Annotated in this window: 21 protein-coding genes; 3 read left to right on the plus strand and 18 right to left on the minus strand. The window is 71.1% G+C overall.

All coding sequences use genetic code 11. The features are described 5' to 3' along the window. Positions 1–100: 100 nt before the first annotated feature. From MFF55_RS08095 to MFF55_RS08115, 5 genes are all read right to left on the minus strand, one after another. Positions 101–1,492: an RluA family pseudouridine synthase gene (locus MFF55_RS08095; protein ID WP_238243570.1), complete on the minus strand. Its 1,392-nt coding sequence runs from the start codon at positions 1,490–1,492 to the stop codon at positions 101–103. A gap of 52 nt (positions 1,493–1,544) precedes the next feature. Then, on the minus strand, positions 1,545–2,792 hold the full coding sequence (locus MFF55_RS08100) for an Hsp70 family protein (protein WP_238243571.1): 1,248 nt from the start codon (positions 2,790–2,792) through the stop codon (positions 1,545–1,547). A 75-nt stretch (positions 2,793–2,867) separates the two neighbouring features. Then, positions 2,868–3,422, minus strand: coding sequence for a TerB family tellurite resistance protein (locus MFF55_RS08105; RefSeq protein ID WP_238243572.1), 555 nt, complete (start codon positions 3,420–3,422; stop codon positions 2,868–2,870). 88 nt (positions 3,423–3,510) lie between these two features. Continuing rightward, complete coding sequence (locus MFF55_RS08110; protein WP_238243573.1) at positions 3,511–3,840, minus strand: GlpM family protein; 330 nt, start codon at positions 3,838–3,840, stop codon at positions 3,511–3,513. 4 nt (positions 3,841–3,844) lie between these two features. Then, positions 3,845–5,161, minus strand: a complete 1,317-nt coding sequence (locus MFF55_RS08115; RefSeq protein WP_238243574.1) for a replication-associated recombination protein A — start codon at positions 5,159–5,161, stop codon at positions 3,845–3,847. A 301-nt stretch (positions 5,162–5,462) separates the two neighbouring features. Between MFF55_RS08115 and MFF55_RS08120 the strand changes: the two genes are divergently transcribed. Together MFF55_RS08120 and MFF55_RS08125 are read left to right on the plus strand one after the other, a co-directional pair. Further along, entirely contained in the window at positions 5,463–9,638 is a 4,176-nt protein-coding gene (locus MFF55_RS08120; RefSeq protein WP_238243575.1) for a PAS domain-containing protein, read from the plus strand. A gap of 161 nt (positions 9,639–9,799) precedes the next feature. Further along, positions 9,800–10,324 carry an NUDIX hydrolase gene (locus MFF55_RS08125; RefSeq protein ID WP_238243576.1) on the plus strand — a complete coding sequence of 175 codons (525 nt, stop codon included), beginning with the start codon at positions 9,800–9,802 and terminating at the stop codon, positions 10,322–10,324. 60 nt (positions 10,325–10,384) lie between these two features. Here MFF55_RS08125 and MFF55_RS08130 read toward each other — a convergent pair whose 3' ends face one another. The 11 genes from MFF55_RS08130 to MFF55_RS08180 all read right to left on the minus strand — a co-directional run bounded on the left by MFF55_RS08130 (position 10,385) and on the right by MFF55_RS08180 (position 21,532). Next, positions 10,385–11,374, minus strand: a complete 990-nt coding sequence (locus MFF55_RS08130) for a hypothetical protein (protein ID WP_238243577.1) — start codon at positions 11,372–11,374, stop codon at positions 10,385–10,387. Between the two features lie 54 nt (positions 11,375–11,428). Further along, entirely contained in the window at positions 11,429–12,247 is an 819-nt protein-coding gene (locus MFF55_RS08135; RefSeq protein WP_238243578.1) for an OmpA family protein, read from the minus strand. Between the two features lie 137 nt (positions 12,248–12,384). After that, positions 12,385–13,362: a trypsin-like serine peptidase gene (locus tag MFF55_RS08140; RefSeq protein WP_238243579.1), complete on the minus strand. Its 978-nt coding sequence runs from the start codon at positions 13,360–13,362 to the stop codon at positions 12,385–12,387. 109 nt (positions 13,363–13,471) lie between these two features. Then, a complete protein-coding gene (locus MFF55_RS08145; protein WP_238243580.1) occupies positions 13,472–14,680 on the minus strand; it encodes a hypothetical protein in 1,209 nt (402 codons plus the stop codon). A 225-nt stretch (positions 14,681–14,905) separates the two neighbouring features. Then, positions 14,906–15,454 carry a hypothetical protein gene (locus MFF55_RS08150; RefSeq protein WP_238243581.1) on the minus strand — a complete coding sequence of 183 codons (549 nt, stop codon included), beginning with the start codon at positions 15,452–15,454 and terminating at the stop codon, positions 14,906–14,908. Then, positions 15,451–16,857, minus strand: coding sequence for a hypothetical protein (locus MFF55_RS08155; RefSeq protein ID WP_238243582.1), 1,407 nt, complete (start codon positions 16,855–16,857; stop codon positions 15,451–15,453). The genes MFF55_RS08150 and MFF55_RS08155 overlap by 4 nt, the downstream gene beginning before the upstream one ends. 159 nt (positions 16,858–17,016) lie before the next feature. Then, positions 17,017–17,448 (minus strand): hypothetical protein, encoded by a 432-nt coding sequence (locus tag MFF55_RS08160; RefSeq protein ID WP_238243583.1) that lies wholly within the window; start codon positions 17,446–17,448, stop codon positions 17,017–17,019. Next, positions 17,448–18,800 carry a hypothetical protein gene (locus tag MFF55_RS08165; protein ID WP_238243584.1) on the minus strand — a complete coding sequence of 451 codons (1,353 nt, stop codon included), beginning with the start codon at positions 18,798–18,800 and terminating at the stop codon, positions 17,448–17,450. Before MFF55_RS08165 ends, MFF55_RS08160 begins: the two co-directional genes overlap by 1 nt. Beyond that, entirely contained in the window at positions 18,787–20,868 is a 2,082-nt protein-coding gene (locus MFF55_RS08170) for a caspase family protein (protein ID WP_238243585.1), read from the minus strand. Before MFF55_RS08170 ends, MFF55_RS08165 begins: the two co-directional genes overlap by 14 nt. 102 nt (positions 20,869–20,970) lie before the next feature. Further along, on the minus strand, positions 20,971–21,240 hold the full coding sequence (locus MFF55_RS08175; protein ID WP_238243586.1) for a hypothetical protein: 270 nt from the start codon (positions 21,238–21,240) through the stop codon (positions 20,971–20,973). 10 nt (positions 21,241–21,250) lie between these two features. Continuing rightward, positions 21,251–21,532 (minus strand): hypothetical protein, encoded by a 282-nt coding sequence (locus tag MFF55_RS08180; protein ID WP_238243587.1) that lies wholly within the window; start codon positions 21,530–21,532, stop codon positions 21,251–21,253. Between the two features lie 257 nt (positions 21,533–21,789). Here MFF55_RS08180 and MFF55_RS08185 point away from each other — a divergent pair, with 257 nt between their 5' ends. Then, positions 21,790–23,058, plus strand: a complete 1,269-nt coding sequence (locus MFF55_RS08185) for a flavin monoamine oxidase family protein (protein WP_238243588.1) — start codon at positions 21,790–21,792, stop codon at positions 23,056–23,058. 209 nt (positions 23,059–23,267) lie between these two features. Here MFF55_RS08185 and MFF55_RS08190 read toward each other — a convergent pair whose 3' ends face one another. Next, positions 23,268–23,537: a hypothetical protein gene (locus tag MFF55_RS08190; protein ID WP_238243589.1), complete on the minus strand. Its 270-nt coding sequence runs from the start codon at positions 23,535–23,537 to the stop codon at positions 23,268–23,270. 257 nt (positions 23,538–23,794) lie between these two features. After that, positions 23,795–24,583, minus strand: a 789-nt coding sequence (locus tag MFF55_RS08195) for a GNAT family N-acetyltransferase (RefSeq protein WP_238243590.1), incomplete at its 5' end; no start/stop codon positions are given.

Consider the following 24,583-nt stretch of genomic DNA (forward strand, 5'->3'; position numbering starts at 1 on the left):
CGCCGGACTCGCTCGCGCAGAGGATAAGGCATGCAGACGGAATGCCAAGGCGGCCGGTCGCGCGCCCGGCCCGGCGGGAGGGCGGCGCTTCGTCGCCCGGTCAAGCCTCCGGCGCCTCGACGATCGGATCGTAGCGGGAGGCGTCGAAGCCGAGCAGGTTCCAGCTCTGCGCCATGTGCGGCGGCAGCGGCGCCGTCACGTCGATGGGCTTGCCGGTTCGCGGGTGCGGGATCACGATGCGTCGGGCGAGCAGGTGCAGCCGGTTCTGGATGCCGCCGGGCAGCTCCCAGTTCTCCACGCTGAAATACTTCGGGTCGCCCACGATCGGATGGCCGATATGGGCCGCATGCGCCCGCAACTGGTGGGTCCGCCCGGTCACGGGCTTGAGCGAGAGCCAGGACAGCTTCTGCGCGGCATTGTCGACCATCGCGTAATAGGTCAGCGCGTGGGCGGCGCCCTCGTCCCCGTGCTTGGCGACGCGCATCCGCGCATCCGCGTCGGTCGGCTCCTCCTTCGCCAGGTAGGTCGAGATTCGGCCCTGGTGGACGCGGGGCACGCCGGCGGTGAGCGCCCAATAGACCTTGCGGGCCGAGCGCGAGCGAAAGCTCTTGGCGAGCGTCGCGGCCGCCAGCCTCGTCTTGGCGACGATGAGGCAGCCGGCCGTGTCCTTGTCGAGGCGGTGGACGAGGCGCGGCTTCTGGCCGTCGGGACCTGTGAGCGCTTCGAGGAGCCCGTCGACGTGGCGGACGGTGCCCGATCCGCCCTGGACGGCGAGGCCGAAGGGCTTGTTGAGCACCATCATCTCCGCGTCCTCGTAGAGGATCAGCGAGCGCAGGAAGTCGGCATCGGTGGCGTCGCGGGTCGCGCTGCGCGGACGCTCCGTCGTGGCCTCGAGCTTGAGCGGCGGCACGCGCACGCTCGATCCCGGCTCCAGCCGGTCGCTCGGCTTGGCGCGCTTGCCGTCGACCCGCAATTCGCCCTTGCGCACGATGCTCTGCACCCGCGTGAAGGGAAGCTGCGGGAACCGGGTCGTCAGGAACCGGTCGATCCGCATCCCGGCCTCGTCCGCCTCGACGGTGAGGGTCTGGACGCCGGAGGCAAGGGTGGCGGAGGCGGCAGCGCGCTGCTCGCGCCGGGTCGGGGGCTCCGGCTGGGGCGACGCGGCGTCGGCGGGACGCCGTGAGCGCGGCGCGATGCCGGCACCGGTGGGCGGCGCCGCCCGCGTGCGGGGCGCCCGCGCCGGCTTCTCGTCGAAGCTCTCGGGAGCGTCGTCGTTCGCCGACCGACCCGGGCGCCAGGGCGCGTGCTTCGCGGCCGCATCGCCGCGCACCTGCGCCGCCCTCTGGGCCGCATCGAGCGCGCTGGTGCGGGGTCCGGTGCGGGCGCGTTCGGGACGCTTGGTCGTGCGGGAGCGGCCCGGGCCTCCCGGGCCGGCGCCCTTGCCGGCTCCGTCTCGCCCGGATGCGCCGCGTCGTGGAGGTCTGCCAGCCATGGAGCGCTCGTAACACCCCGCCTCGCCTCGGCAAAGCCGGAGTTCCGTTCTCTCAGGCCGCGCGGCGTGCCGCCTCGATGGTGAGGCCCATGCCGACGGAGCCGAAGGTGTCGCCCTCGACCACTCGTGCCCGCGGCAGACCGGCGACCAGGGCCTCGCGGACATGCGGCAGGCCGGTCGACCCGCCCGTGAGGAACAGGGCGTCGATCGCCTCGCGCTTCAGGCCGGCTTGGGACAGGCAGCGGCCGATCCGCTCGGCGATGCGGCGGCTGAGCTGGTCGGTATGCGCGATCAACCCGTCCTGGGTAAAATCCGCCGCGAGGCCCGGCTCGATCCAATCGAGGGCGATCGCGCCCCTCCCCTCGCCCGAGGCGGCGATCTTGGCGTCTTCCACCTCCATCGCCAGGGAATGGCCGCGCTCGGCTTCGACAACGGTGCGAAGGCGCTCGATAAGGTCGGGCCGTTCCGCGTCCCGACGGACCTCCTCGATCTCGCGCAGGACCTTGCGCGTGTAGAGCCGGTTGATGCTCGACCAGGTGGCGAGATCGTGGAAGTAGCCGGTCGGCACGTCGAGGTCGCCGCGCCGCATCGGAGTGCCGAGGCCCAGCAGCGGCATCACGGTGCGAAGGCTCAGGCGCCGGTCGAAATCCGTGCCGCCGATGCGCACGCCGTCATTGGCGAGGATGTCCTCCGCCCGGTCGGCCCGGGCGTGCCGCTCGGGCGAGAGGCGGACGATCGAGAAGTCCGAGGTGCCGCCGCCGATATCGGCGATGAGCGCGATCTCCTCCGCGCGCACCTGCCGCTCGTAATCGAGCGCGGCGGCGATCGGCTCGAACTGGAAGGAGACATGCCTGAAGCCGATGCTGCGGGCGATCTCGCCGAGCGCCGCCTCGGCGCGGGCGTCGCCCGCCGGATCACCATCGACGAAATGGACCGGGCGTCCGTGGACCACCGTGTCGAGGCCCTGACCAGCCGTCGCCTCGGCCCGCGCCTTCACCGCCCCGAGATACCGGGCGATGACGTCGCGGAACCGGATCCGCTCGCGCCCGACCGGCGTGGTCTCCTCGAGCAGGGGCGAGCCGAGCACGGATTTGAGGCCGCGCATCAGCCGCCCGGGCTCGCTCCCGACATAGGCCTCGATCGCGGCCCGTCCGATCAGCGAGGCCTTTCCGGGCGGGAAGAAGATGGCGCTCGGAATCGTGAGGTGCTCACCCTCCAGGGGCATCAGTTTGGCTGAAGCAGCATCGGCGATGCCCAGGGTCGTGTTCGAGGTGCCGAAATCGAGGCCGCAGGCCGCCATGAAGGTCTCTGGACGAGTGCCGCTCGGAGGTGGGCCGGCCGACCTACAGGCTGCGTCCCGCCGGGTCCATCGGCCTCACCGTCCGAAATCGCCGGTCCGGTCCGCCGCCAGCGCGGGGCTTGCCGCAAGCAGGCGGCGCCTGAGGCGGACGATGGCCTCGCGCTGAAGCTCGCTCGGCGCCGAATGCGCGCTGGCGACCTTGGAGAGCATCTCGACGAATTGCAGTCTTTCCGGTTCGGTCAGCTGGTCGCGCAGCAGCGGCAGCAGCTCGTCGGCCACCAGGGAGAAGGGGCGGCGGGGCTCGGTGTAGCCCCAGGCCCGCTCGAACATGGTCGAGATCGCCTCCACCTCGAGCGGGTCCTCCATGAATTCCAGGATCTGCGTCTTCTCGGCGGCCGTGACGGGGCTGCCCGTGCGTACGAGCTGGATCATCAAGATCACCGCGGCGAGCCGCACGTCGCGCACGCCCCTGAGGGGCGTGCCGATGATGTCCTGCAGGGCGGATTTCGCCCGTCGCTGCAGCCCCTTCGTGTCGCGGTTGACCTCGCCGAGCGCCTGTGCGGCGCTGTGCGCCCGGATGATCCAGAAGACGATCCCGCCGATGATCCCGAGTAGCGCGATGATGACCATGCGGCTTGTCCTCCTCGGCCCGGAGCGTTGCACCCGGCGGACATGATAGCGTCCGGGGTGCGACCCGACAGCCCCTGGACGGGCCGCGTCAGAACAAGCGTGGCCCCAGGAAGATCGCGAGAGCCACCACGAGCCAGGCCGCGAGGCCGCCCAGAATCGCCAGCCGGTGATCGGTGACGTTGCCGAGGCCGTAGGCGACGGCGAGGAACACGAGGTAGGCCGGGATCGTCTTGGCCCCGGCGAGGCAGGCCTCGCGGAAGCCTGCGGCGTCGCCCTTCGCGCCGACCGCGAGCAGCGCGATGATCGCGAAGGTCGGCGCCAGCGGCAGGATGCCGGGCAGGAAGTTGCCGCGCCGCGAGGCGAGCACGATGGCGATTGTGACGAGGCCGCCGGCAAGCCCCTTCCAGAGGAGGTCCAATCGCCTATTCCTCCGCGGCGCGCCGGTCCCGGCGCAGGCGCTCCCAGGCGTCGAGGCGGTCGCGCAGCCGGTTCTCGAGGCCGCGGTCGGTCGGCGCGTAGAAGTGCTGTCGGCCTAAGCGTTCCGGCCAGTAATCCTGGCCCGAGAAGGCGTCGGGCTCGTCGTGGTCGTAGCGGTAGCCCTCGCCGTAGCCGATCTTGCGCATCAGCTTGGTCGAACCGTTGAGGATGGTGCGCGGCGGCGGGAGCGAACCGTGCTCCTTGGCGACCCGGGTCGCGGCCTTGTAGGCCTCGTAGACCGCGTTCGATTTCGGGGCGCAGGCCAGATAGATCGCGGCCTGGGCGAGCGCCAGCTCGCCTTCCGGCGAACCGAGGAAGTCGAAGGCGTCCTTGGCCGCGTTGGCGATGACGAGGGCCTGAGGGTCGGCAAGGCCGATATCCTCCACCGCCATCCGCACCAGGCGCCGGGCGATGAAGAGGCGGTCCTCGCCGCCGTCGAGCATCCGGCAGAGGTAGTAAAGCGACGCGTCGGGGTCCGAGCCGCGCACGGTCTTATGCAGGGCGCTGATGAGGTTGTAATGGCCCTCCTGGGCCTTGTCGTAGATCGGCGCCCGGCGCTGCACGATCTCCTGCAGCGTCGCGGCGTCCAGCGTCTCGCCGGGGCGGGCCGAGCGCCAGACCTCCTCCGCCAGCGTCAGGGCGGCGCGCCCGTCGCCGTCGGCCATGCGCACGAGGATGCCGCGCGCCTCCTCGTCGAGCGGCAGCGCCGAGCCGGTCAGGGCCTCGGCGCGCGCCAGCAGCTTGGCGACCGCCGCGTCGTCGAGGGCGCGGAACAGCAGGACCCGGGCGCGGGAGAGCAGCGCCGCGTTCAGCTCGAAGGAGGGATTCTCGGTGGTGGCGCCAACCAGCGTCACCGTGCCGTCCTCCATCACCGGCAGGAAGGCGTCGAGCTGCGCCCGGTTGAACCGGTGGATCTCGTCGACGAAGAGCAGCGTGCCCTGCCCCGCCGAGCGGCGCTTCCGGGCGGCGTCGAACACCTTCCGCAGCTCGGCGATCCCGGAGAAGATCGCCGAGATCTGCTCGAAATGGTGGTCGGTCTCGTGCGCCAGCAGCCGCGCCACGGTGGTCTTGCCGGTGCCGGGCGGTCCCCAGAAGATCAGGGAGCCCAAAGCCTTGCCGCCGAGGAGCCGCGTCAGCGCACCGTCCGGACCGGTCAGCCCCTCCTGGCCGACGACGTCGGCCAGATTCTGCGGGCGCAGCCGGTCGGCGAGCGGGCGCGGGGCGTCGTTGCGCAGATCGGATGCGGCGAAGAGGTCGGACATCGCGCCATCAAGCCGCGGACGCCGCCGCCCTGCAACCGGCAAATCCCGGCTGTCCCAAGAGCGCTGTGATCGACGCCACGATCACGCCGGCCGACCCGGACGCCGCGACGGGCGTCGGAACCCCTTCCAGGCCTGCCGCAAGTGCAGCAGTTTCCACGTCCGCATTCGCTCGAAGTGTATCCGAAATGCGCTGGCGGTGCGTATAAATTCCGTTCAAAAAGCTTGGGTGATCGCTCCAGACCGCCAGCGGAAGGACCTTACCTTGGCCGCTCTTGAGGCCTCGTCGAAGAGGCTCAATTTCTTGGGGCCGACGAGCAGCGAGACCGCGCGGCTCATTGAATCCTTCGACTGGGCTTCGACGTCGCTCGGGGCGCTCGGTACTTGGCCGCAGAGCCTCAAGACCGCAGTCTCGATGCTGCTCTACTCGCCGGTGCCGATCGTGCTGCTCTGGGGCGAGCACGGCGTCATGCTCTACAATGACGCCTATTCGGTCTTCGCGGGAGGGCGGCATCCGGCGCTGCTCGGCTCGCGGGTGCGCGAGGGTTGGCCCGAGGTCGCCGCGTTCAACGACAACGTCATGAGGGTCGGGCTTGCCGGCGGCACGCTCGCCTACGAGGACCAGGAGCTGACCCTCTACCGGCACGGGCGTGCGGAGCAGGTCTGGATGAACCTGGACTACTCGCCGGTGATGGACGAGCGCGGCCGGCCCGCGGGCGTGCTGGCGATCGTCGTCGAGACCACAATGCGGGTTCTCGCCGAACGCCGCATCAAGGAAAGCAGCGAGCGTTTTTGCGCCTTCGTGACCGCAAGCTCCAACGCCCTCTTCAGGATGAGCCCGGACTGGGCCGAGCTGCGCGAGCTCGACGGGCGAGGCTTCCTCGCGGACGCTGAAGCACCGCGGACGGACTGGCTCGAGGCCTATGTCCACCCCGACGATCAGCCCCTCGTGGCGGCCGCAATTGAGGCGGCCGTCGCCGCCCGAAGCACCTTCGATCTCGAGCATCGCGTCCGGCGTGCGGACGGCAGCGTCGGGTGGACGCATTCGCGGGCCGTGCCGATCCTGGATCGCGGCGGCGCCGTCGTCGAATGGTTCGGCGCGGCCAGCGACGTGACCGACCGGCACCATGCCGCCGACCGCCTGCGCCAGAGCGAGGAGCGTCAGCGCTTCCTGCTCGACCTCGGGGATCGGACCCGTGGCCTCGCCGATCCGGAGGCCGTCATCGCCGCGACCACGCGCGCGCTCGGCGAGCGGCTCGGGGCGAGCCGGGTGGCATTCGCGGAGATCGACGAGGCGCAGGACCTCGCCCTCATCCGCGGCGGCTGGACGGATGGGACCGTCGATCATCTGCCGAGCGCATTGCGGATGGCCGATTTCAGCGGTCCAATGATCGATCGCCTGCGGTCCGGCCGCACCTTGCGCGTCGACGACGCCTCTATCGATCCGCACACGAAGCGCAACCTCGCTGCCCTGGACGCAATCCGTGCGCGGGCCATCGTCAGCGTCCCGCTCCTGAAGGACGGAGTCCTCGTCGCGAACCTCAACCTGCATCAGGCCCGGCCGCGCGCCTGGACCGATGCGGAGGTCGACCTCATCGAAGCCGCAGCCGAGCGGACCTGGGCGGCCGTCGAGCGGGCGCGCTCCGAGGCGGCGTTGCGCGCCAGCGAGGCGCGGCTGCGCTTCATGAGCGAGCTGGACGAGGCGATGCGCGCCTCGCGCGACGCGCTCTGCGCGATGCTCGCCGCGGCCGAGCTCCTGGCACGAAGCCTGGGGGCCTCCCGCTGCGCCTATGCGGTGGTCGACGCGGATAACGACCGCTTCATCATCCACGACGACTACACGGTACCGGGCCTGGCGAGTTCCGCGGGGACCTACAGCCTCGATCTGTTCGGCCCCCGGGCGGCGGCCGACATGCGGTCCGGGCGCACGCTCGTGATCCGCGACGTCGCGGGCGAGCTCGCACCCGGCGAGGGCCGCGAGATGTTCCAGGCCATCGGCATCGATGCGATCGTCTGCTGTCCCCTCGTCAAGGAAGGGCGGCTCGTCGCGATGATGGCCGTGCACCAGGTCCAATCGCGCGGCTGGCACCCCGACGAGGTCGCCCTGGTCGAGACGGTGGTCGAGCGCTGCTGGGCGCATGTGGAGCGGGTCGGCGCCGAGGCGCGACTGCGCGCGAGCGAGGCGCGGTTCCGCGGCGTGTTCGATTCCAAGCTCACCGGGCTGTCCATCTTCGACGCGCGGACCGGCGAGACACTGGCGATCAACGACACCTTCCTCGCCATGACGGGCCATAGCCGGGCCGACTTCGAAGAAGGCCGCTGGGACTGGCGGGATTTCACGATCCCCGACTACCTGCCCCTCGACGAGACCGCCTTCGCGCAGGCGCGCGAACGTGGCTGGTGGGAGCCCTACGAAAAGGAATATCGCAGGCTCGACGGCGGGCGCTTTCCCGTGCGCATCTCCTCGGCGCCGCTCGCCGGCGAGCCGGATCGCGTCGTCGTCTCGATCCAGGACATCAGCGAGGCGCGGGCGGCCGAGGCGGAGCTGCGGGAAAGCGAGAAGCGCCTCCAGCTCGCCAAGCAGGCTGCCGGCATCGGCGTCTGGGATTGGGATCTCACCACGAACGCGATCACCTGGTCGTCGGAGATGTATCAGGTGCTCGGGGTCGATCCCGCGACGCCGCCGGAGCGCCTCTTCGAAGCATGGACGAACGTGCTGCACCCGGCCGACCGCGAGGCGGCCGAGACCGTCGCGAAGGAGAGTGCCACGACGGGCGACATCTTCTCGATGGATGTACGCGTCCTGCGCGACAGCGGTGAGGTGCGCTGGGTGCGCTCGCAGGGCATGGCGGTTCGGGACCGTGACGGTCGGCCGATCCGGCTCACCGGGATCAACGTGGACGTGACGGGCCAGCACCGGCTCGAGGAGGAGTTGCGCGACAGGGCGGACCAGCTCGCCCAGACCGTCGAAGAGCGCACCCGCGAGCGCAACCGCGTCTTCGACCTCTCGAGCGAGCTCTTCGCGGCGGCCGGCTTCGACGGCTACCTCAAGACGATCAACCCGGCCTGGTCGAAGCTTCTCGGATACACCGAGGTCGAGCTTCTCTCGCGGCCCTTCGTCGAACTGGTGCACCCCGGCGATCACGAGGCGGCAGCCAAGGTCGTCTCCGAGCTCGCGGCAGGTCGTCCCGTCGGACATTTCGAGGATCGACTCGTACGGAAGAACGGCGAGGTGGTCTGGATCGCCTGGACGGCGGTGCCCGAAGGGGATCGCTTCTACGCCGTGGGGCGTGACGTGACCCAGGACCGTTTCCGCGACGAAGCCCTGCGCCAGGCGCAGAAGATGGAGGCGGTCGGCCAGCTCACCGGCGGGGTGGCCCACGACTTCAACAACCTGCTCACCATCATCAAGAGCTCGACCGACCTGCTGCGCCGACCCGGCCTCGCCGACGATCGCCGTCAGCGCTACGTCGGCGCGATCTCGGACACCGTCGACCGGGCCTCGAAGCTCACGGGCCAGCTCCTCGCCTTCGCGCGCCGCCAGGCGCTGAAGCCCGAGGTCTTCGACGCGGCAAGCTGCATCCAGGCGATCGCGGACATGCTGCGCACCATCGTGGGGTCCCGCGTCCAGATCATCACGCATTTCCCGGAAGGCGGCTGCTTCGTCGAGGCCGACGCGAGCCAGTTCGAGACCGCGATCGTCAACATGGCCGTGAATGCGCGCGACGCCATGTACGGCCAGGGCACGCTCACGGTGCAGGTCCGTTCCGCGCAGGCCATGCCGGCGATCCGGGGCCATCGCGGCGGACCGGGACCGTTCGTCGCCGTCTCGCTCGCGGATACGGGCTCGGGCATTCCCGAGGATAAGCTCGTCCAGATCTTCGAACCCTTCTTCACGACGAAGGAGGTCGGCAAGGGGACCGGGCTCGGCCTGTCCCAGGTCTACGGCTTCGCCAAGCAGTCGGGCGGCGACGTGGCCGCCGACAGCACCGTGGGACATGGCACGACCTTCACCCTCTACCTGCCTCGCGCGAAGGGGGCGGGAGCGCACGAAGCGGGCAGTGCCGTGCCGGCGCCGATGGTCGAGGGGGGACACGGGCAGCGGGTCCTCGTGGTGGAGGACAACGAGGCGGTGGGCGCCTTCTCCACGCAGGTGCTTCAGGATCTCGGCTACGAGACGACCTGGGCGGTCAATGCCAGCGAGGCTCTGAGGCTTCTCGCCGAGGTGAACGGCTTCGATGCCGTCTTCTCGGACGTGGTCATGCCGGGCATGAGCGGGATCGAACTCGGGCAGGAGATCCGCCGCCGCTACCCGGATCTGCCGGTAGTGCTGACCTCCGGCTACAGCCATGTGCTCGCCGAGGAAGGCCGTCACGGCTTCGAGCTGCTCCAGAAGCCCTACGCTGCCGAAGAGTTGTCGAAGGTGTTGCGCCGTGTGACGCGGGGCCAACGGGCGCCATCGAGCGCCGCCCCCGCGTAGGCCCGTCCTCCCGGACCAGATGTTCGATCGGCCGGATCAATCGCACGACAAGGGAACTCTCCAGCAATACGTCTGTTACTCTGGCCCTGCGCTAAGCCCTTCGAGATCTAATTGCTCCTAACCGATGTGAATGCGGTCAGGTCGCGTGAGGCCCATTGGTCTTGGGCAATCCCAACGAACCCCCGGAGGGGACGCTGAAGAAGAAGCTGCGCTCACCGCGCAACCAGGTTGCCGCGCTGCCGTTCCGGCTCGACGCGGACGGTCGTCCCGAGATCCTTCTGGTGACCTCGCGTGAGACGAAGCGCTGGATCATCCCGAAGGGCTGGCCGATGCGGGGGCGCAAGGACCACCGCGCGGCCGAGCAGGAGGCCTACGAGGAAGCCGGGTTGAAGGGGCGCGTCGCCAAGAAGGCGGTCGGCCATTACCGCTACGACAAGCTGCTCAGCGACGGCAGCACGGTGGCCTGTTCGGTGGAGGTGTACCCGATGAAGGTGCGCCAGGAGCGCAAGCGCTGGCCCGAAGCCGCGCAGCGCGATCGCCGCTGGTACGCGGCGGACGAGGCGGCGAGCCTCGTCAACGAGAGCGACCTGCAGCAATTGCTGCTGGCCTTCGGGGCCAAGTCCCACCCTGCGGGCGAGGCCGGGTGCGAGACCAGGTCCGCCGGACTGCGTGCCTGCAAGACCTGATCTCTGCGCCCAAGAGAATTGCCTTCGAACCGCGGCAACCGGTCCCGCGATCCGCGGGTCTCAGCGCGTCGCGATGCGGTTGACCACGAAGGCATTGCCTGAGAACTGGACCTGGCCGCCGGCGCCGAGATGATCCAGCATCAGCCGGAGATTGCGCGCGAGCCGGGCGGAATCCGCGCGGGTCTCGTACCAGTACTCGGAGGAGGAAGCTCCCGAGCGCACCGGCCGATGGTGCTCGTAGCAGCGGAAGGCGGCCATGTATTCCTCGGCGGCCTGGATGTCCTGGGCCGAGAAGCCGTTCAGCCGCACGGTGTAGGCCGTGGGAAGGCCGCCGCAGGCTTCCGCCGGAAGCGCGACGGTCTCGCCCGGCGCCGCACCGCCGGCCCCGAGGAGCGTCGTGCCGAGCGCCGGTCCCGGCCCCGCATTGGAGCGCCGCGGCGCCACGACCCCGTCGAGCTTGGCCGTCAGCGCCCCGGCGACGTCGGCGGCGATCGTCTTGGCCTCGGCACCCACCCGCTCCAGCAGGCATTCGCGGTCGCAGCCCTGCGGCAGCGGCGGCAGCTGTACGCCGGCGACCTCGAAGGCGCCGAGCGACTGGCCCGTCCGCACGTTGTGGAGGCGGCCGGGAATGCGCACCTCGGGCCGGACGATGTCGGAATAGCCCGACTTCGAGGCCGAGGCGTAGATCTGGAAGATGGCGATCACGTCGATGGGCGGGTTCTGCACCGCGCGGGCGACCTCGATCAGCTCCGCGTCGCGGCGGCGGACGCGGTTGGGCTGGGTGAAGCCCATGGCGACGGCGGTCTCGTCGTAGACGTTGTATCCGCGCAGGTTCATCGACTCGGACAATTCGGTGATGACGCGCTGGAAGATGCGGTTGCCGCGCGGCACGGAATCCTCGTCCGCGTCCTCGCCCATCACCACGATGTTGGGCTTGGGCTGCGCCAGGGCAGCCGGCGGTGAGAAGCCGAGGAAGGCCGCCGCGAAGGCGGCCAGCGCCGCCAGGCGCAGAGGCGTGGGCATGCGCGTGGGGCGATCATTGATGCTCATGAACGGGTCTCCTGATAATCGTGACGGTGGGAAGGATCGGCTTCGCCGAAGGACCTAGTCGTCGCAGTCGAGCGGCGTCGGCGCGGCGCCGAAATCGTCGAGGTCGAGGACGACGCGCCGGCGCGGATCGATGAGGCCGTCCTCGCGGCACAGCGCGGTGGCGGGCGCGTCGAAGCGCAGGCGAGCGCTCGGCGGGGCGATCAGGCTCACCTCGACCCGGCGGTTGAGCCGCGACAGCGGGCTGTCGGCGACCTTGAGGCGGGTCGCGCCCCAGCCGTGGATGCGCAGGCGGTTCGGGTCGATGCCGTAGGCCTCGACGAGCCAGGCCCTGACCGCCTGGGCGCGGTCGAGGGAGAGCCGGCGGTTGTAGAGGGCGCCGCCGGCCGCGTCGGTGTGGCCGGCGATGAGGAAGCCGTGGCGGGCCAAGGCCGGCGCGCTCAGCGCCTCGCCGAGCGGCTGGAGCTGGATGCGCGCCTCCGGCGTCAGGCGGGCGCTGTCGTAGGCGAAGAACACGGTGAGATCGACGGCCCTGGCCACGTCGACGCGGATTCTAGGACCGCCGTCGCCGGGATCGACGCCGAGCGGACGGGCCGGAGCGCCGGGATTGCCGTCGGCGAAGGGAGCGAGCGAGCGGATGATCGCGGTCGCGGAGGGGTTCGTGACTCCCGCCTCGGCCCGCTCGGCGGCTTCGTCGCGCGCGGGAGGCCGCGGCGGGGCCGCTTCCTCGGCGGGAACTTCCGGCGCCCTGCGCCCCGGCACCTCGGTCAGCGGGTTTGCCTGCGCCGCGGCGGCGCCCGTCAGGACCAGCGACAGGCCCAGGGCGAAGCGAAGGCGGCGTGCGAGACCCGATGGATCGCGAAGGGCTTGCATCATCGAACTCCCGGATGTGGTCGAGCGAGCCGTCGTGGCCCCCTCACACCCTCCCCCCTGGACACGGCAGAGCGCGTTTCGGCGCCGCGCTTTCGTCGGACCTGCAGAATGTTCTCGGCCGCCCTCGCGCAAGCGGGTGCTCACCGGCCGCGCAGGATCGCGTTCATCCCGCCCGGGTCGAGCGGTGCCGCCGAGGGCGCGGTTGCGGAGGGCGCGCCCGTCGAGGGGCCGACCTTCGCGCTCGCCGCGGTGGCGCCCTGCCCGCCCGCGATCTCGGCCAGGATGCGGCTGTGCTTCAGGATCGCCGCGAGACGCGTCGCGCTGTTGAAGCTCGACGGGTCCCTCGGATCGAGCCCGCCCTCCTTGTGGAGCGCGATGCCGGCCACCGAGCCGTCGAACATGAGCGAGCCGGAGGAGCCCCCCAGCGTGTCGCAGCGATGGTGGAGATTGGCGTCGCCGGGCTGGTCCTTCATGGCGAAGCAGCGGAACCGGCTCATCACCTTCGGGCGCCCGAGGGGATGGTGGATCACCAGCATGGACCGGGCGGCGGGCACCGCCTCCCCCGAGATGCGGGCGGTGCCGTATTCCCGCGTCGGGTTCCCGGCGGCCCTCGCGACGGCGTAGTCGAGGCGGGCGTCGAACTCGACCGGGCGTGCCTCGATCTCGAAGCGCTTCGACCCCCGGCCGTCCAGCGTCAGGAAATCCATCAGGATCGAGGCCTTGACCGGCGAGACCTCGCCCGATTGCGGAAGGCAATGGTGGTTCGTGAGGACGTAGTCGCCCGGCAGCAGCGTGCCGGTGCAGGAGGCCCCGACCGTCTGTCCGGTGCGGTTGTTCTTCATCACGACGTCGACCCGGCCGACCGGACGGGCCAGGGCCGCGATTGGGTCCTTGGGGTCGAGCTCGGCGATCGGCTCGAAGGCGCCCTTGTTCTGGTCGATGAAGGCGACGGCGTCGCCCGTGGTCTGGCGCAGGGGCAGCTGCGCCCGCCCGTAATCGGCGGGGTCGAAGCCGACCGTCTGGGCATGCGCCGCGGTGCCGGCCAGTCCCGCCAGGAGCAGCCCCCCGAGGGCGAGGCTCGTGGCGGCGCGCTGCCGCATGCGAGGGCTCAAGACCATGCTCGTCCTCCGTTCCGCCGAGGGTTTATGCCGAGACCATGACAGATCGTCAAAGACGCCAGGGCCTCCATCGCCCGGCCCCGCGCAGCGTGTCCCAGCAGCCGGGCCGTCACGGCGCGATCGCGTGCGCGAGGCTGGTCTCCCTGCCGTCGACCAAGACCTGGACCCGGTAGACGAAGTTTCGCGGGCCGTTCTCGCGCAGGAAATAGGCCTGGGCCCCGTCCGGCAGGGCGACGGGCGCGACGGCGGCGGCCCGCAGCTCCGGCCCGACCGTGACGCGCGCACCGGACCTGCCGACGAAGGCGAGGCCGCACAGCCGCGGTTCCGGGCGGCTCGCCCGGAGCCGCTCCGGCGCTTCCCGGGGGATGGGTCGGCGCTCGGGCGAATCCGCGCCGAACAGGACGCGCCGGCAGGACGAGCCCGCCCGGGCGTGCAGCTCCTCGACGAGAAGGGGCAGCTCGGGCGGCGCCTGTTCCGGGATTGGTCCCGCCGCAGGAGCCTGGGCGGTCGCCGCGGGTCGTGGGTCCTGCGGAGGCTTCTCCGGCGACGGCACCATCTTGGCTGCCGTCGCGTCGGGTGTCGCGACCGGACCATCGTTCGACGGCGTGCGCTCCGGCATGGCGGCCAAAATCGCTGCGCCCGCGGCGCCCAGGCCGAGCGCGACGAGCAGAGCGCTCCGAAGGACACGGCTGCCCGGACGGGGCGCCTCGGGAGGGCTCGTCCCGGGTTCCCCCGAGCTGCGGCCGAGGCGGGCCGCCGCGTCCGCGATGCCCGTCTGCGGCAGGAGGATCGGGGGCGTGGGCCGGCCGATGCCCGTCAGGACTCGCTCGGCCTCCGCGCGCTCACCCCCCGGCGGCAGCAGCACCGCGAGCGCCGTGCCGGCCGCGCCGTCAAGGAGATCGCGGGAGCGTTCGAGCTTGTCGAGAAGCGCGTAGTCGCCCGGGATCAGGCGGAGGTCGAGGTCGACCGCGCCTGTTGCCCAGACGATCAGCTCCGCCTCGGACGGGTCCGCGACGAGGCGATGGCCCATCGCCAGCAGCGCATGGGCGAGGCAGACCGGGGCCTCCCAGGAGCGGCCGGTGTCGAAGGAGCGCGTCAGGCGCAATTCGTGCGGCGACAGACCGGCCGCGGGCACGAGCCCGGCCAGGGGCCCCTCCGCCGCGGTCAGCCGGGCGTAATCGCCCGACCAGGGCAGCGGACGGTAATCGCCGTCGGCGAAGGCGGCCGAGGCCGGCAGACCCGCCCGGGGCCGCAGCGACTTGATCAGGATCGGCCCGCCGGTCGTCGGGACGACGACCAGGATGTGTCGCGGCGTCATGTCCGGGGAATCAGGTTTCGGGGAACGTTCGGGCCTCTCGTCATGCGGCTTCCGGTTGATCACCTCGGTCGGTGCGCCGCTCTCCTCCCCCTTGCGGGGAGGAGGTAGGAGGTGGGGGTGGTTCCGCTTGGTGAGCGGCGGGGTCACCCAGCCACCCCCACGCCGAACCCCTCCCCGCAAGGGGGAGGGGACGCGCCGAGCCGAGCTGATCAGGCGGAAATGGTATCACAGAAGGAAGATCTCGGACTTCGGATCGGCGGCCAGGCGGGCGAGCAGGGCCGTCTCGGCGACCTCCGGGTCCAGGGCCAGCACGATGGTCCCGGCGATGGGAGCTCCGAGCTCCAGGCGGACGATCTCCGCCCCGAGTGCCGCCTCGATGAGGGAGGGGGCCGACGCGCCCTCGGCCACCCCGCGGATCAGGAGCAGCGCCATGGCCTCGGCGTCAGGCGGAACGATCTCCAGGGCGAAGGAGCCGAGGCGGCGCTGAACCACCGCGCCGTCCGAGGCGGCGATGGCCAGCGGCGTATGCGCCAGCGCCTGGCTCCGCAGCATGGCGCGGTAGCGCCGGCCCGTCGCGGGATCGTCGCGGATCTGGCGCTCGACGGCGAGGGAGACGGGCCGGCCGGGCACGCGGCGGACATGGGCCCACAAAGCAGCCGCGCTCAAGGAAGGTCGGGCCTCCGCCTCGGACCGGCGCGACCCGCGCGCGAGGTGGCGTGCGGCGTGGAGTTCGGCCAGCAGCCGGGCGGCCGCGGCATCGGACGGTGCGCTCACGACACGCTCTCCCCAGCATAGGCTTGCGTCAGCGTTTCGGCGAAGATTGGTCGATCCGCCGCGAAGATCTCGGGCAGGGGCCGGCGCGCCTCGAGGTTCTGCATCGCCCGGATCAGGGCCGCGACCTCCTCAGCGGTGCGGACGAGGGTCTCGTCCACGGCGGCGAAGCCGGCGGCCAGGGCGACGCGGTCGCCGTCGAACCCTGACCGGCGAACCCGCTTCAAGTCGGCCTCCGCCGCCTGGAGAGCCGCGCGGAGCGCCGCGTCGGCGGTCTCCGCCGGGAGCCGCAGGCAGGCGGCGATGCCCACCATCAGCTTCAGATGCGCTGCGAGGCATGCGGCGCGTACCGCGATCGCGTCATAGGGCTCGGCGTCGATGCAGGCCGCCCGCTCGGCGACCTCGCCGCCGCCGCCGCCGCGCCTCAGGCGGTTGGCGATGCCCGATTGCACCCGCCCGAAGCTGACCGCCCGGAGCGTCGTGAGCGGCCGCGTGCGGTGGAAGGGATCGAGCCGCAGCAGGTCGACGAGGTCGTCGCGCTCCGCGCCCGTGAGGATCTTGGGACCCTCCGGTAGCCCGAGCAGCATCGCGGCGAGGTTCTCCGCTGGTTCGTCGCCGACGATGTCGGCGAGCGAAGTGTCGACGCGGTCGTGCCAGGCCTCGTCGGAATCCAGCGAGGCGGCGGCGCGAAGGCCCGCCAATCCCCCGAGCGCCGAGACCACCGCCTCGAAGGTCACGAAATGCTCCGCAATCGTGCGAAAACCTGGCCGCTCGTCCTCGCCCATCTCGGCGCGCCAGAATTCCAGGACGTCGTCATCGCCGAAATCCGAGCGGCCGTGCAGGAAGCCGAGGATCGCGCGGAAGCGCCGCTCCAGGGGCGCCAGCGGCAGGTGCGCGTTGCGATAGGCGGCGAGATGGCGCGCGAGGCGCTTGGACAGGAACCCGGCCGCCTCGGCGCCGGGCTCCCGGGCGAGCTCGTCGAACCAGCCGGAGAGGGTGGCGATCCCAGCCAGGTCCTCCGCCGTCAGCACGAACTCGGCGAGCGCGAGCAGGCGCGCCAGGCCGGACCAGGTGATGCGCCAGCCCGCCCCTTCGATGACGAGGCCGCGCGCATCCGCCTCGGCGCTGCCTGCCCGCGCGCCGGAGAAGCGGGCCTCGATGGTAGCCGCGCGGGCGAGGTCGGGATCGAGGGCGAGGGTCACGAGGTCGCGCCCATCGCGGGCGCCCGCGAGCTGCGCCAGGGCCGTGAGCGCGTGGGCGAGGTCCCAGAGCGGCTTGTCGCGGTTCGGGCGCATGGCGCCGGTGACCGCCCGGGCGAGCCAGGCCCGATCCTGGCGCGACAGGTCGCGACCCTCGCAGACATTAGCGAGATCGGCCGCGCAGCGCTCGTCATACCCGCCGGTCATGCGCCCTCCCGTGCCCGCACCGGTTCCGCGTGATCCGTCGCGGGTTTACGCCTTGCCGGAGCGGCCGTCATCCTCGGGGGCGGAGGCGGCAACCCAGCATGGAACGGCCAGAGGCAGTCTTGGACGGCTCCTCGGCTTCGGACCTGCGGCGTGTAGGGCTCAGACCGTGAAGGCGATGAGGTAGAGCCTCCGCCAGCCCGGCCCTGCCGGCACGCTCAGCAGGCGGTAGGTTCGGCCCCTCGGCCAGTCGTCGCGCTGGGCGCCCGCCGCCCCTGGCGGCAGCGCCTCCGGCCAATCCGGCAGGCCGTGGCCCGCCGCAGCGATGCCTGGGTCATGGCCGGGCACGAGGGGCTGGCCGATCAGGGCCCGGACGAAGGCCTCCGCCTGCGTCTCGGGCAGCAGGAAGCGGGCGCGGATCAGGGTGTTGATCCCGCGCTCGGCGTTCGCGGCGAAGCCCTGCATCTCGGCCGGCAGCATGATGCCCAAGAACGCCTCGATTTCCGCGTGCGTCGGCGCGACCTCGCCCGTGCAGCCGGTCACGGCGACGGCGAAGAGGCTCGCCACCGAGACGGTCCAGGCCCCCGGGGCCATCAGCGCACCACGACCCGGGCCACGGCCTCGGTAACGCCCGGGACAGCGCGGATCTTCTCCAGGAGGTCGAGCACGTCGGCCGGCTGCAGGAGCGCCGCGTCGCCATCCGCGGCCGGAGCCGCGGCGAGCCAGCGGGCCTGGAGCTCGGGCGGCAGGGCGCCCTCGACGCCGAAGCAGGAAAAAAGGTTCTCGAAGGGCTCGCCCGCCACGATCTCGTCGAGGCCGTAGCCGCGCGGATAGCGGCGATTGTCGCCCGGCTGCAGCGGTGCCTGCGAGGCCGCATTGCCGCGCACGGGCAGCGCGACGAAGGCGGTCTCGTCCGGGGCGACGACCCAGCAATAGAGGCTCTGGCGCGCCTTCGATTCGATCCGCATCTCGAGGCGCTGGCCCCGCCCGAACGGCGTCGCGGCAGCCGAGACCGCGAGACGCCCCCCATCGGTGCGGGCCGTGGCCGCGACGTGGTCGAGGAAGGGCCGCGGGGTCGGATCGCAGCCGAGACCCTCCGTGGCGATGCGGCGGCGCCCGGTGGGCGCGACCACGGCGCCGTCGCGCAGGAAGCTCACTTCCATCCAGGAGGAGCCGTCGCGCTCGTGCGAGAAGCGTCCGCGCGCGCTCAGGGCGCCGGGCTCCGCCGGGCAGGCGATCCCCGGCCCGAGGCGCCGGACGTCGAGGCGGCCGCCATTCAGGATGCGGTTGGCCGAGCGCGCCTCCGCGTCGAGCGCGATCACGAGGCGGTCGGTGAGCGCGCCGGCGCAGCTCGAATGCCCGCCGTCGGCGGCGAAGGGGCAGACCGAGATGGCACTGGCGTTCGGGGCCGCGTCCGCGAGGCCCTTCACGGCCTGCGCCAGCACCGCGTCGATATCGGCGAGGCCGGGCCCGACGCGGATCGGCAGCACCAGCGGCTCGCTGGTCGCTTTGCAGGCGGCGTTGCGGGTGATGGCCTGGAGCCGGACGCTGGCGGTGGCGCCGGCCTGCGCTGGCGCCACGAGGAAGACGCTGGCATCCCCCACGAAGGCGGCGCGGATCTGCGCCTCGGCCTCCGCGCCGGAGAGTCCCGTGGTGCCCTCGCGCAGCGCCTTGATGCGCACCACGTCGGCGGCGGCGGCCAGGCGCACGCGGCCCGTCGCCTGCAGCCCGCTCTCGACGGCGAGGCGCACCTCCTCGGCCTGCTCGCGGGACAGGGCGATCTGACCCGGCTCGACGCCGATGACGGCGAGGATCGGGCTCTTCGTGCCGGCGCAGGTCGAGACCGCGTCGAGGAAGGGCGTCAGCGTCTCGGTGACCGGGTCGGCGCGGGCGCCGCTCGCGGGCAGGAGCGCGAGCAGGGCCGCGAGGGCCCTAATCGACCTCATTGGCCTTGGCGTACATGTCGAGGGCGCGCACGAAGACCGGGTTGAGACGGCCGTCGACGGCGCCGCCGTAGTAATCCGCCTCCTTGATCGCGCGCTGCACCGTGCGGATCGTCTCGGGCTTAAGCTTGAGGTTCGCCGTGTCCGTCGCCGAGACCGAGGCCGCGCCGAGCTCGCCCCGCTTCAGGGCCCGCAGCACCATGTCGGCCGCGCTGACGCCGGGGAAGAAGCCGGAAAAGCCGTTGTCGATGAGCGTCGCCATGGTCGCCATCGCCATGGGGTCGCCGCGGTCGGCCGCCTGTCGGAACAGGTCGAAGCCCTTGCGCTGGTCGCGCGGGAAGCCGTAGGCCCCGGTCGAGTAATGGGGCACGAGCTTGGTGATGGAGGTCACGTCGCCGCCCTCGGCCGCCCGCTTGTACCAGGCCACCGCCTCGGCCTCGTTCCTGGGCACGCCGCGGCCGTATTCGAGGAAGCGGCCGACATTCGACATGGCGACGACATTCCCGCCCTCGCCGGCCTGCCTGTAGAGCTTGAGCGCCTGCGGCAGGGACATCTTCACGCCCTGGCCGTTCTCGTAGAGCGCCCCGAGATTGTTCATGGCCGAGAGGCTGCCGCCCTCGACGGCCTGGGAATAGGCGGCGAAGGCCTCCTTGTAGCGGTCCGCCTTGTCGTAGGCGCGGCCGAGCTGGTAGGCGAGCCGCCGCAGCTTCGGATGCGCCTGGGCCGCGGCGCGGCAGGCCTCGGTCGCCGCCGAGGCCTCGATCCGCCCGAGCTTCACGCCCTTCACGCCCTTGGGCCGATCGGGATCGTCGGTGCCGGCGGCGAGCTCGTCGCATCGCTTGACCCGCGGATCACCGGAGGGATCGGAGCCGCCGAGATAGGTCTCGGCGAGCGTCCGGAAGGCGCAGACCTCCCGGCAGGAATCGAGATAGGCCTGGTACTTCTGGGCACCGCCGAGCCGCTCCCAGTTCTCCCGGTCGATCGCCGCCGCGTCGCGCTGACGGCCCTCGAAGAGGCGGCTCATCGCCTGCTCGCGATAGGCGCAGACGGCGCCGCAGCCGCCGATGTAGCTCTCCAGCGCCGCGCGGGTCCCCAGGATCTCGGCCTGCCGCCAGGCCGCCTCGTCGCGCATCGCGGCCACACCCCCGGCGATGCCCGTGACGGGCAGGCTCGCCTTGACCACGATCGGCGCGTCGTCGACCTCCGGGAGCTGCTCGCGGCCGCTGGCGCGCCGCGCCGCCCGCTCGACCTCCTCGCGCAGGTAGCTCTTCAGCTCCGGCCATTGCACGAGGCCGTCGCCGTTGCCCCCGCCCCCGTCGCGCTTGAGGTCGGCGAGGCCCGAGACGCCCATCAGGAAGCGGCTCGTGAAGAGGCCGAGCTTGTTGGCCTCGTCCCAGTTGGCCGGCGTGGCGCCGGAGGTCGCCACGAGCTTGACGACGCCTTCCGCTCCCTTGGGCTTGGCCGGCGAGAAGCCGGGCGCGGAGACGGCGAGCAGGCTCTCGCCCTTGCGGCCGGTCTCCCCGGTGAAGCAGGCGTCGATCATGACGACGAGCTGGCGGCCCGCGCCGATCTTACGCTTCACGAGGTCGAGGTTGCGATAGAGCGTCTCGAGCAGATAGCCGCTCTCGCCCTGGTTCGGATTGCCGTCCTCGGGCAGCAGGAAGGGCTGGCGGGTGGCGAGATCCGGCACGCCGTGGCCGGAATAATAGACGAACACGTTTGAGCGGCCCTCGCGCACGCTGCGCCAGAGGCGGCCCGATTGCGGGTTCCGCTCCGTGCCGAAGACTTGATTGAACTCGTTGAGCGTCGCGTCCTTCAGGACGAAGACGTTGGTGTCGCGGTAGCCGAGCCGCTTGACGAGGTATTCCTTCACCGCCTCGGCATCGTTGTGGGCGTAATCGACTGGGACCGTCTGCTTGTAGGCCCGGTTGCCGATGACGACGGCGATCGATTCGGTGTTGTCAGCGAAGGTATCGGGCTCGGCCGTGGCAGGCGCGACGGCAACGCCCATGAGCGCCAGAGCTCCGATCAGGCCCGCAACGAGACGGCGCACCGCCCGCATCGGCGCCATCGCTCGTCCTCGATCACCGAATGTTTCGCTCGCCACGCGCATCATCCCGTCTCTTGGTTGCGATTCGAAGTTTTTCGCCTCCGGCTGGTGCCCTATCGCGCCTCATTTGGGCAAGATCCCGGCGTAGCGCGAGCCTCGGGGCTCGTCGGCGCCTCGATGTCCGATGACTTCGGCGAAGGCGCCGCAGGCGGGTCGCTCCCCATGCGTTCCGTCTCCCCGCTTCGCATCCTCCGTGCACGCGCGGAGCACCCGGGGCGTGTCGCCCCTCCCCATGCGCCCGTCGGCGGGGCGCATGTCCTCGATGGCGGCGAGCGCGGCAACGAGGAGGCTCATCGCCGCGAGCCGCAGCTGCAGGATGCCGGACACCGACATCGCACCCGCCTCAAGGCAGGTAGAGGCCGTGCCCGCAGCGGCGGACCCGACGCTGCTCCACGTAGCCCGTGTAGCGGTTGAACACGTCGACGGTGCGGTAGAAGCAGTACCGGCCGGAGTTGCGGCCGTTGTAGTAGACGTCGCCGGTATCGAGGTCGACGCCAAGGAATTCGGGCTTGGCCGCCGGCGCGCGTCCCGTGGCCGTGTCGAAGTCCGCGCCGCCGGCGGAGGCCTGTGAGGCGGTGGCGACGAGGCCTGCGAGGCCGAGGGCGAGAATCCAGGTCCTGGTCATGCGATGCGCTCCCGTGATCATGAAGGGGCGGTCCGCCGCCCTCATCCATGCCTTGGAACGGGCAGAGCGATTTTCGTCAGGGATCGCCCGCGGGTCCGCGAATTTTCCGCCGTCGGCCGAGGCGATGGCCCCTCGCGCCCCATTCAGGCGGACGCGGTCCAACGGCCGCAGCCCTGATAGCCCGCGACCAGGAACTCCGCCGGCGGCACCCGATTGAACAGACATGCCTGCACAGAGATCGTCCGTCGGACGGGCAGATGCCTGAATTCCACGCGCCCCTTCTCGGCGAGGTCGATGTCGCCATCGTCGGTGCCGGCGCCGCGGGCCTGGCCGCCGGGCATCGGCTCCTGGAGCGGCGGCCCGGGCTGAGGCTCGGGCTGCTCGAAGCCGCCCACCGGGTCGGCGGCCGAGCCCGCACCATCGACGTGCCCGTGATCGCGGCACCCCTCGACCTCGGCTGCGGCTGGCTGCACGGCGCAGAGGCAAATCCTTGGACCACCATCGCGGAGCGTCTCGGCCTCGCGATTGATCGCACGACGCCGCCCTGGGACGTGCAGTATCGCGACCTCGGCTTCTCCCGCGAAGATCAAGCCGCCTACAAGCAGGCGGCGGCCGCCCATTACAGGCGCATGGCCGAGGCTCAGGCCGAGCCGGTCGACCGCTCGCTCGGCTCGCTCCTCGTTCCCGGCGATCGCTGGAACAGCCATCTCAACGCGGTTGCCACCTATGTGAGCGGTGCCGAACTCGATCAGGCTTCGATTCACGACACGAAGAATTACCGCGTTCAAGGCGGTGATTGGCGCGTCGTCGAGGGGCATGGCCGCGCCGTCGAGCTCTTCTCGGCCGGGCTGCCCATCGCCCTCAACACGCCGGTCGCAAGGATCGATCACGGCGCCGCCGGGACGATCAGGCTCGAGACGCCGCACGGCGTCGTGCGGGCGCGCGCCGTCGTCGTCACCGTGTCCACGGACGTGCTCGCCGCGGAGGCGATCCGGTTCGATCCGCCCCTGCCCGACAAGGTCGCCGCCGCGGCCGGCCTGCCCCTCGGCCTCGCCAACAAGGTCTTCCTGCAGGTCGACGCGCCGGAGGATCTACCCAAGGACGGTCACCTCATCGGAAATCCCCTCGCCTCGGCGACGGGCGCCTACCACCTTCGGCCCTTCGGCCGCCCCGTGATCGAGGCCTATTACGGGGGCGACCTAGCGCGCAGGCTCGAGAGGGAGGGTGAGGCGGCTGCGGTCGCCTTCGCTCTGGAGGAGCTGGCCGGCCTCCTCGGCACCGGCATCCGGACACGAGCGCGACTGCTCGTCGCGACGGCCTGGGGCGGCGAGCCCCTGATCCGAGGCTCCTACGCCTATGCGCGGCCCGGTGCGGCCGGCAATCGCGCTGCCCTGGCGGCTCCCGTCGACGATCGCCTCTTCTTCGCGGGCGAGGCGGCCTCGCCCGACGCCTTCACCACCGCCCGCGGCGCCTACAGCTCCGGTGTGACCGCGGCCGATCAAGTGCTCACCGCCCTGGCGAGCTAGGCTTGAAGCGATGCAGGGTTTCGCGGGGCCGCGGCGTTGTCATCCGTCGCCGCAAACGGCAGCCCGTGCGCCGGCGCAGGATGGGCAGTCACTCGGCACCGAACTATCGTTCCATCGCATCGATTACCGGGTTGGAGCCCGCCCGACCAGGCCGGGCGGGGTCTTCTTGCCCGACCTCTCGCAGACCAATCCCAGCCCTTGGTGCCTGCTCAGAACACGCTCCAGCCGCTCTGGCTGGCGTAGAAGTCGATCTCGTCCTGGACGGCCTGGTTCTGCGGCAGCCCGGACCAATCGCTCTGATTGAAGGCGTTCTGGTCATCGATCTCGGCCTGTGCGTCTCGGCCGAGATAATCGATTTCGTTCTGGACGTCGGGGTTGGCAGCAGGGTTGGACACAAGCTGATCGAGGGACAAAGCACCAGGGCGCGTAAGATCCTGGGCTAACTTTGAGAAGTCGAAGGCATCATTGCTCAGGAACATAGAGCTCTCCTCGGTCGGAGGGACGCGGGTCGACGAGGCGTCCGCAGCTACTACCCTTCGCATGATCTCTTGGATGAGGTTCACGCGCGATTTTTTTGCTGCCAAGGCATCCCGATGATGCCTGCCACTTGGCGTCCTGCCTGACCCACGACCGAGGTCCGCCCCGCAGGCGTGCTCAGTTCAGACAGCGACGCGCCCTCTTGGGCGCCTTCGTCGTGAGAGGGTGCGTCGGTGGCGCCTGCACCTGATTGCCGGCGTTACTCCGCGGCCTCGGCCTGCCGCGCCGGGGCGGTGGCCGGTGCCGTGCAGCGGGCGCGAAGGGTGCGGGCGGTCTCGACCGCTCGGTCCGCCAGTACCGCTACGGCGCCCGGAAGCGTGCGCATGCCCGTGGCCGATTCCATTTGGACGCTGCTCGTCGCGAACCGCTGCTTGAAGGGTTCTGCGCCGCACAGGAAGTCCACCATGTCGAGCCCTCGATCGATCGACCACTGAATGTAGTCGACCATCAAGACCATGCCGGGCGAACCCCGCTCGAAGGCCGGGTCGTAGGCCGTGACGAAGGCCATCATCCGGCCGGCCTGCTCGAAGTTCACCGCGATGGCGATGGCGGTTCCGTCGCATTCGAGCACGAAGATCCGAAGGATGCCGGCCTCGGCGAGGACGTCGACCAGGGCGGCCAGCGTCTGGGACCCGTCGTCGTAGAGGTCCGACACCTTGCCGGTCGCGGCGAGCCATTTCCGCTTGAGCTCGGCGAGGCGCTCGAGAAGCGGACCGCGGGGCTCGTCGGGCGGCAAGAGGCGAAAGCTCAGCGCGCCTTGCTCCGCGATGAACTTCTGGCCCCGCCGATAATTCTGCCTCGTCTTCTTGGAATGTCCCTGCAGCCACTCGTCCCCGCTGGCGAAGGGGCCGGTCACGCGATAGCTGGTCTCAATGCGGTGATTGCTTCGAAGGCCGCTCCTCGCCGCCGGCGAGAGGAGGACGCGGGCGGCGGCGGTCGGCAGCAGCCGGTTCAGATAGACGAAGTCGAAGCCGCGGGCGGCCGTGAC

Source organism: Methylobacterium iners (assembly GCF_022179305.1).
GTDB classification, from domain to species: domain Bacteria; phylum Pseudomonadota; class Alphaproteobacteria; order Rhizobiales; family Beijerinckiaceae; genus Methylobacterium; species Methylobacterium iners.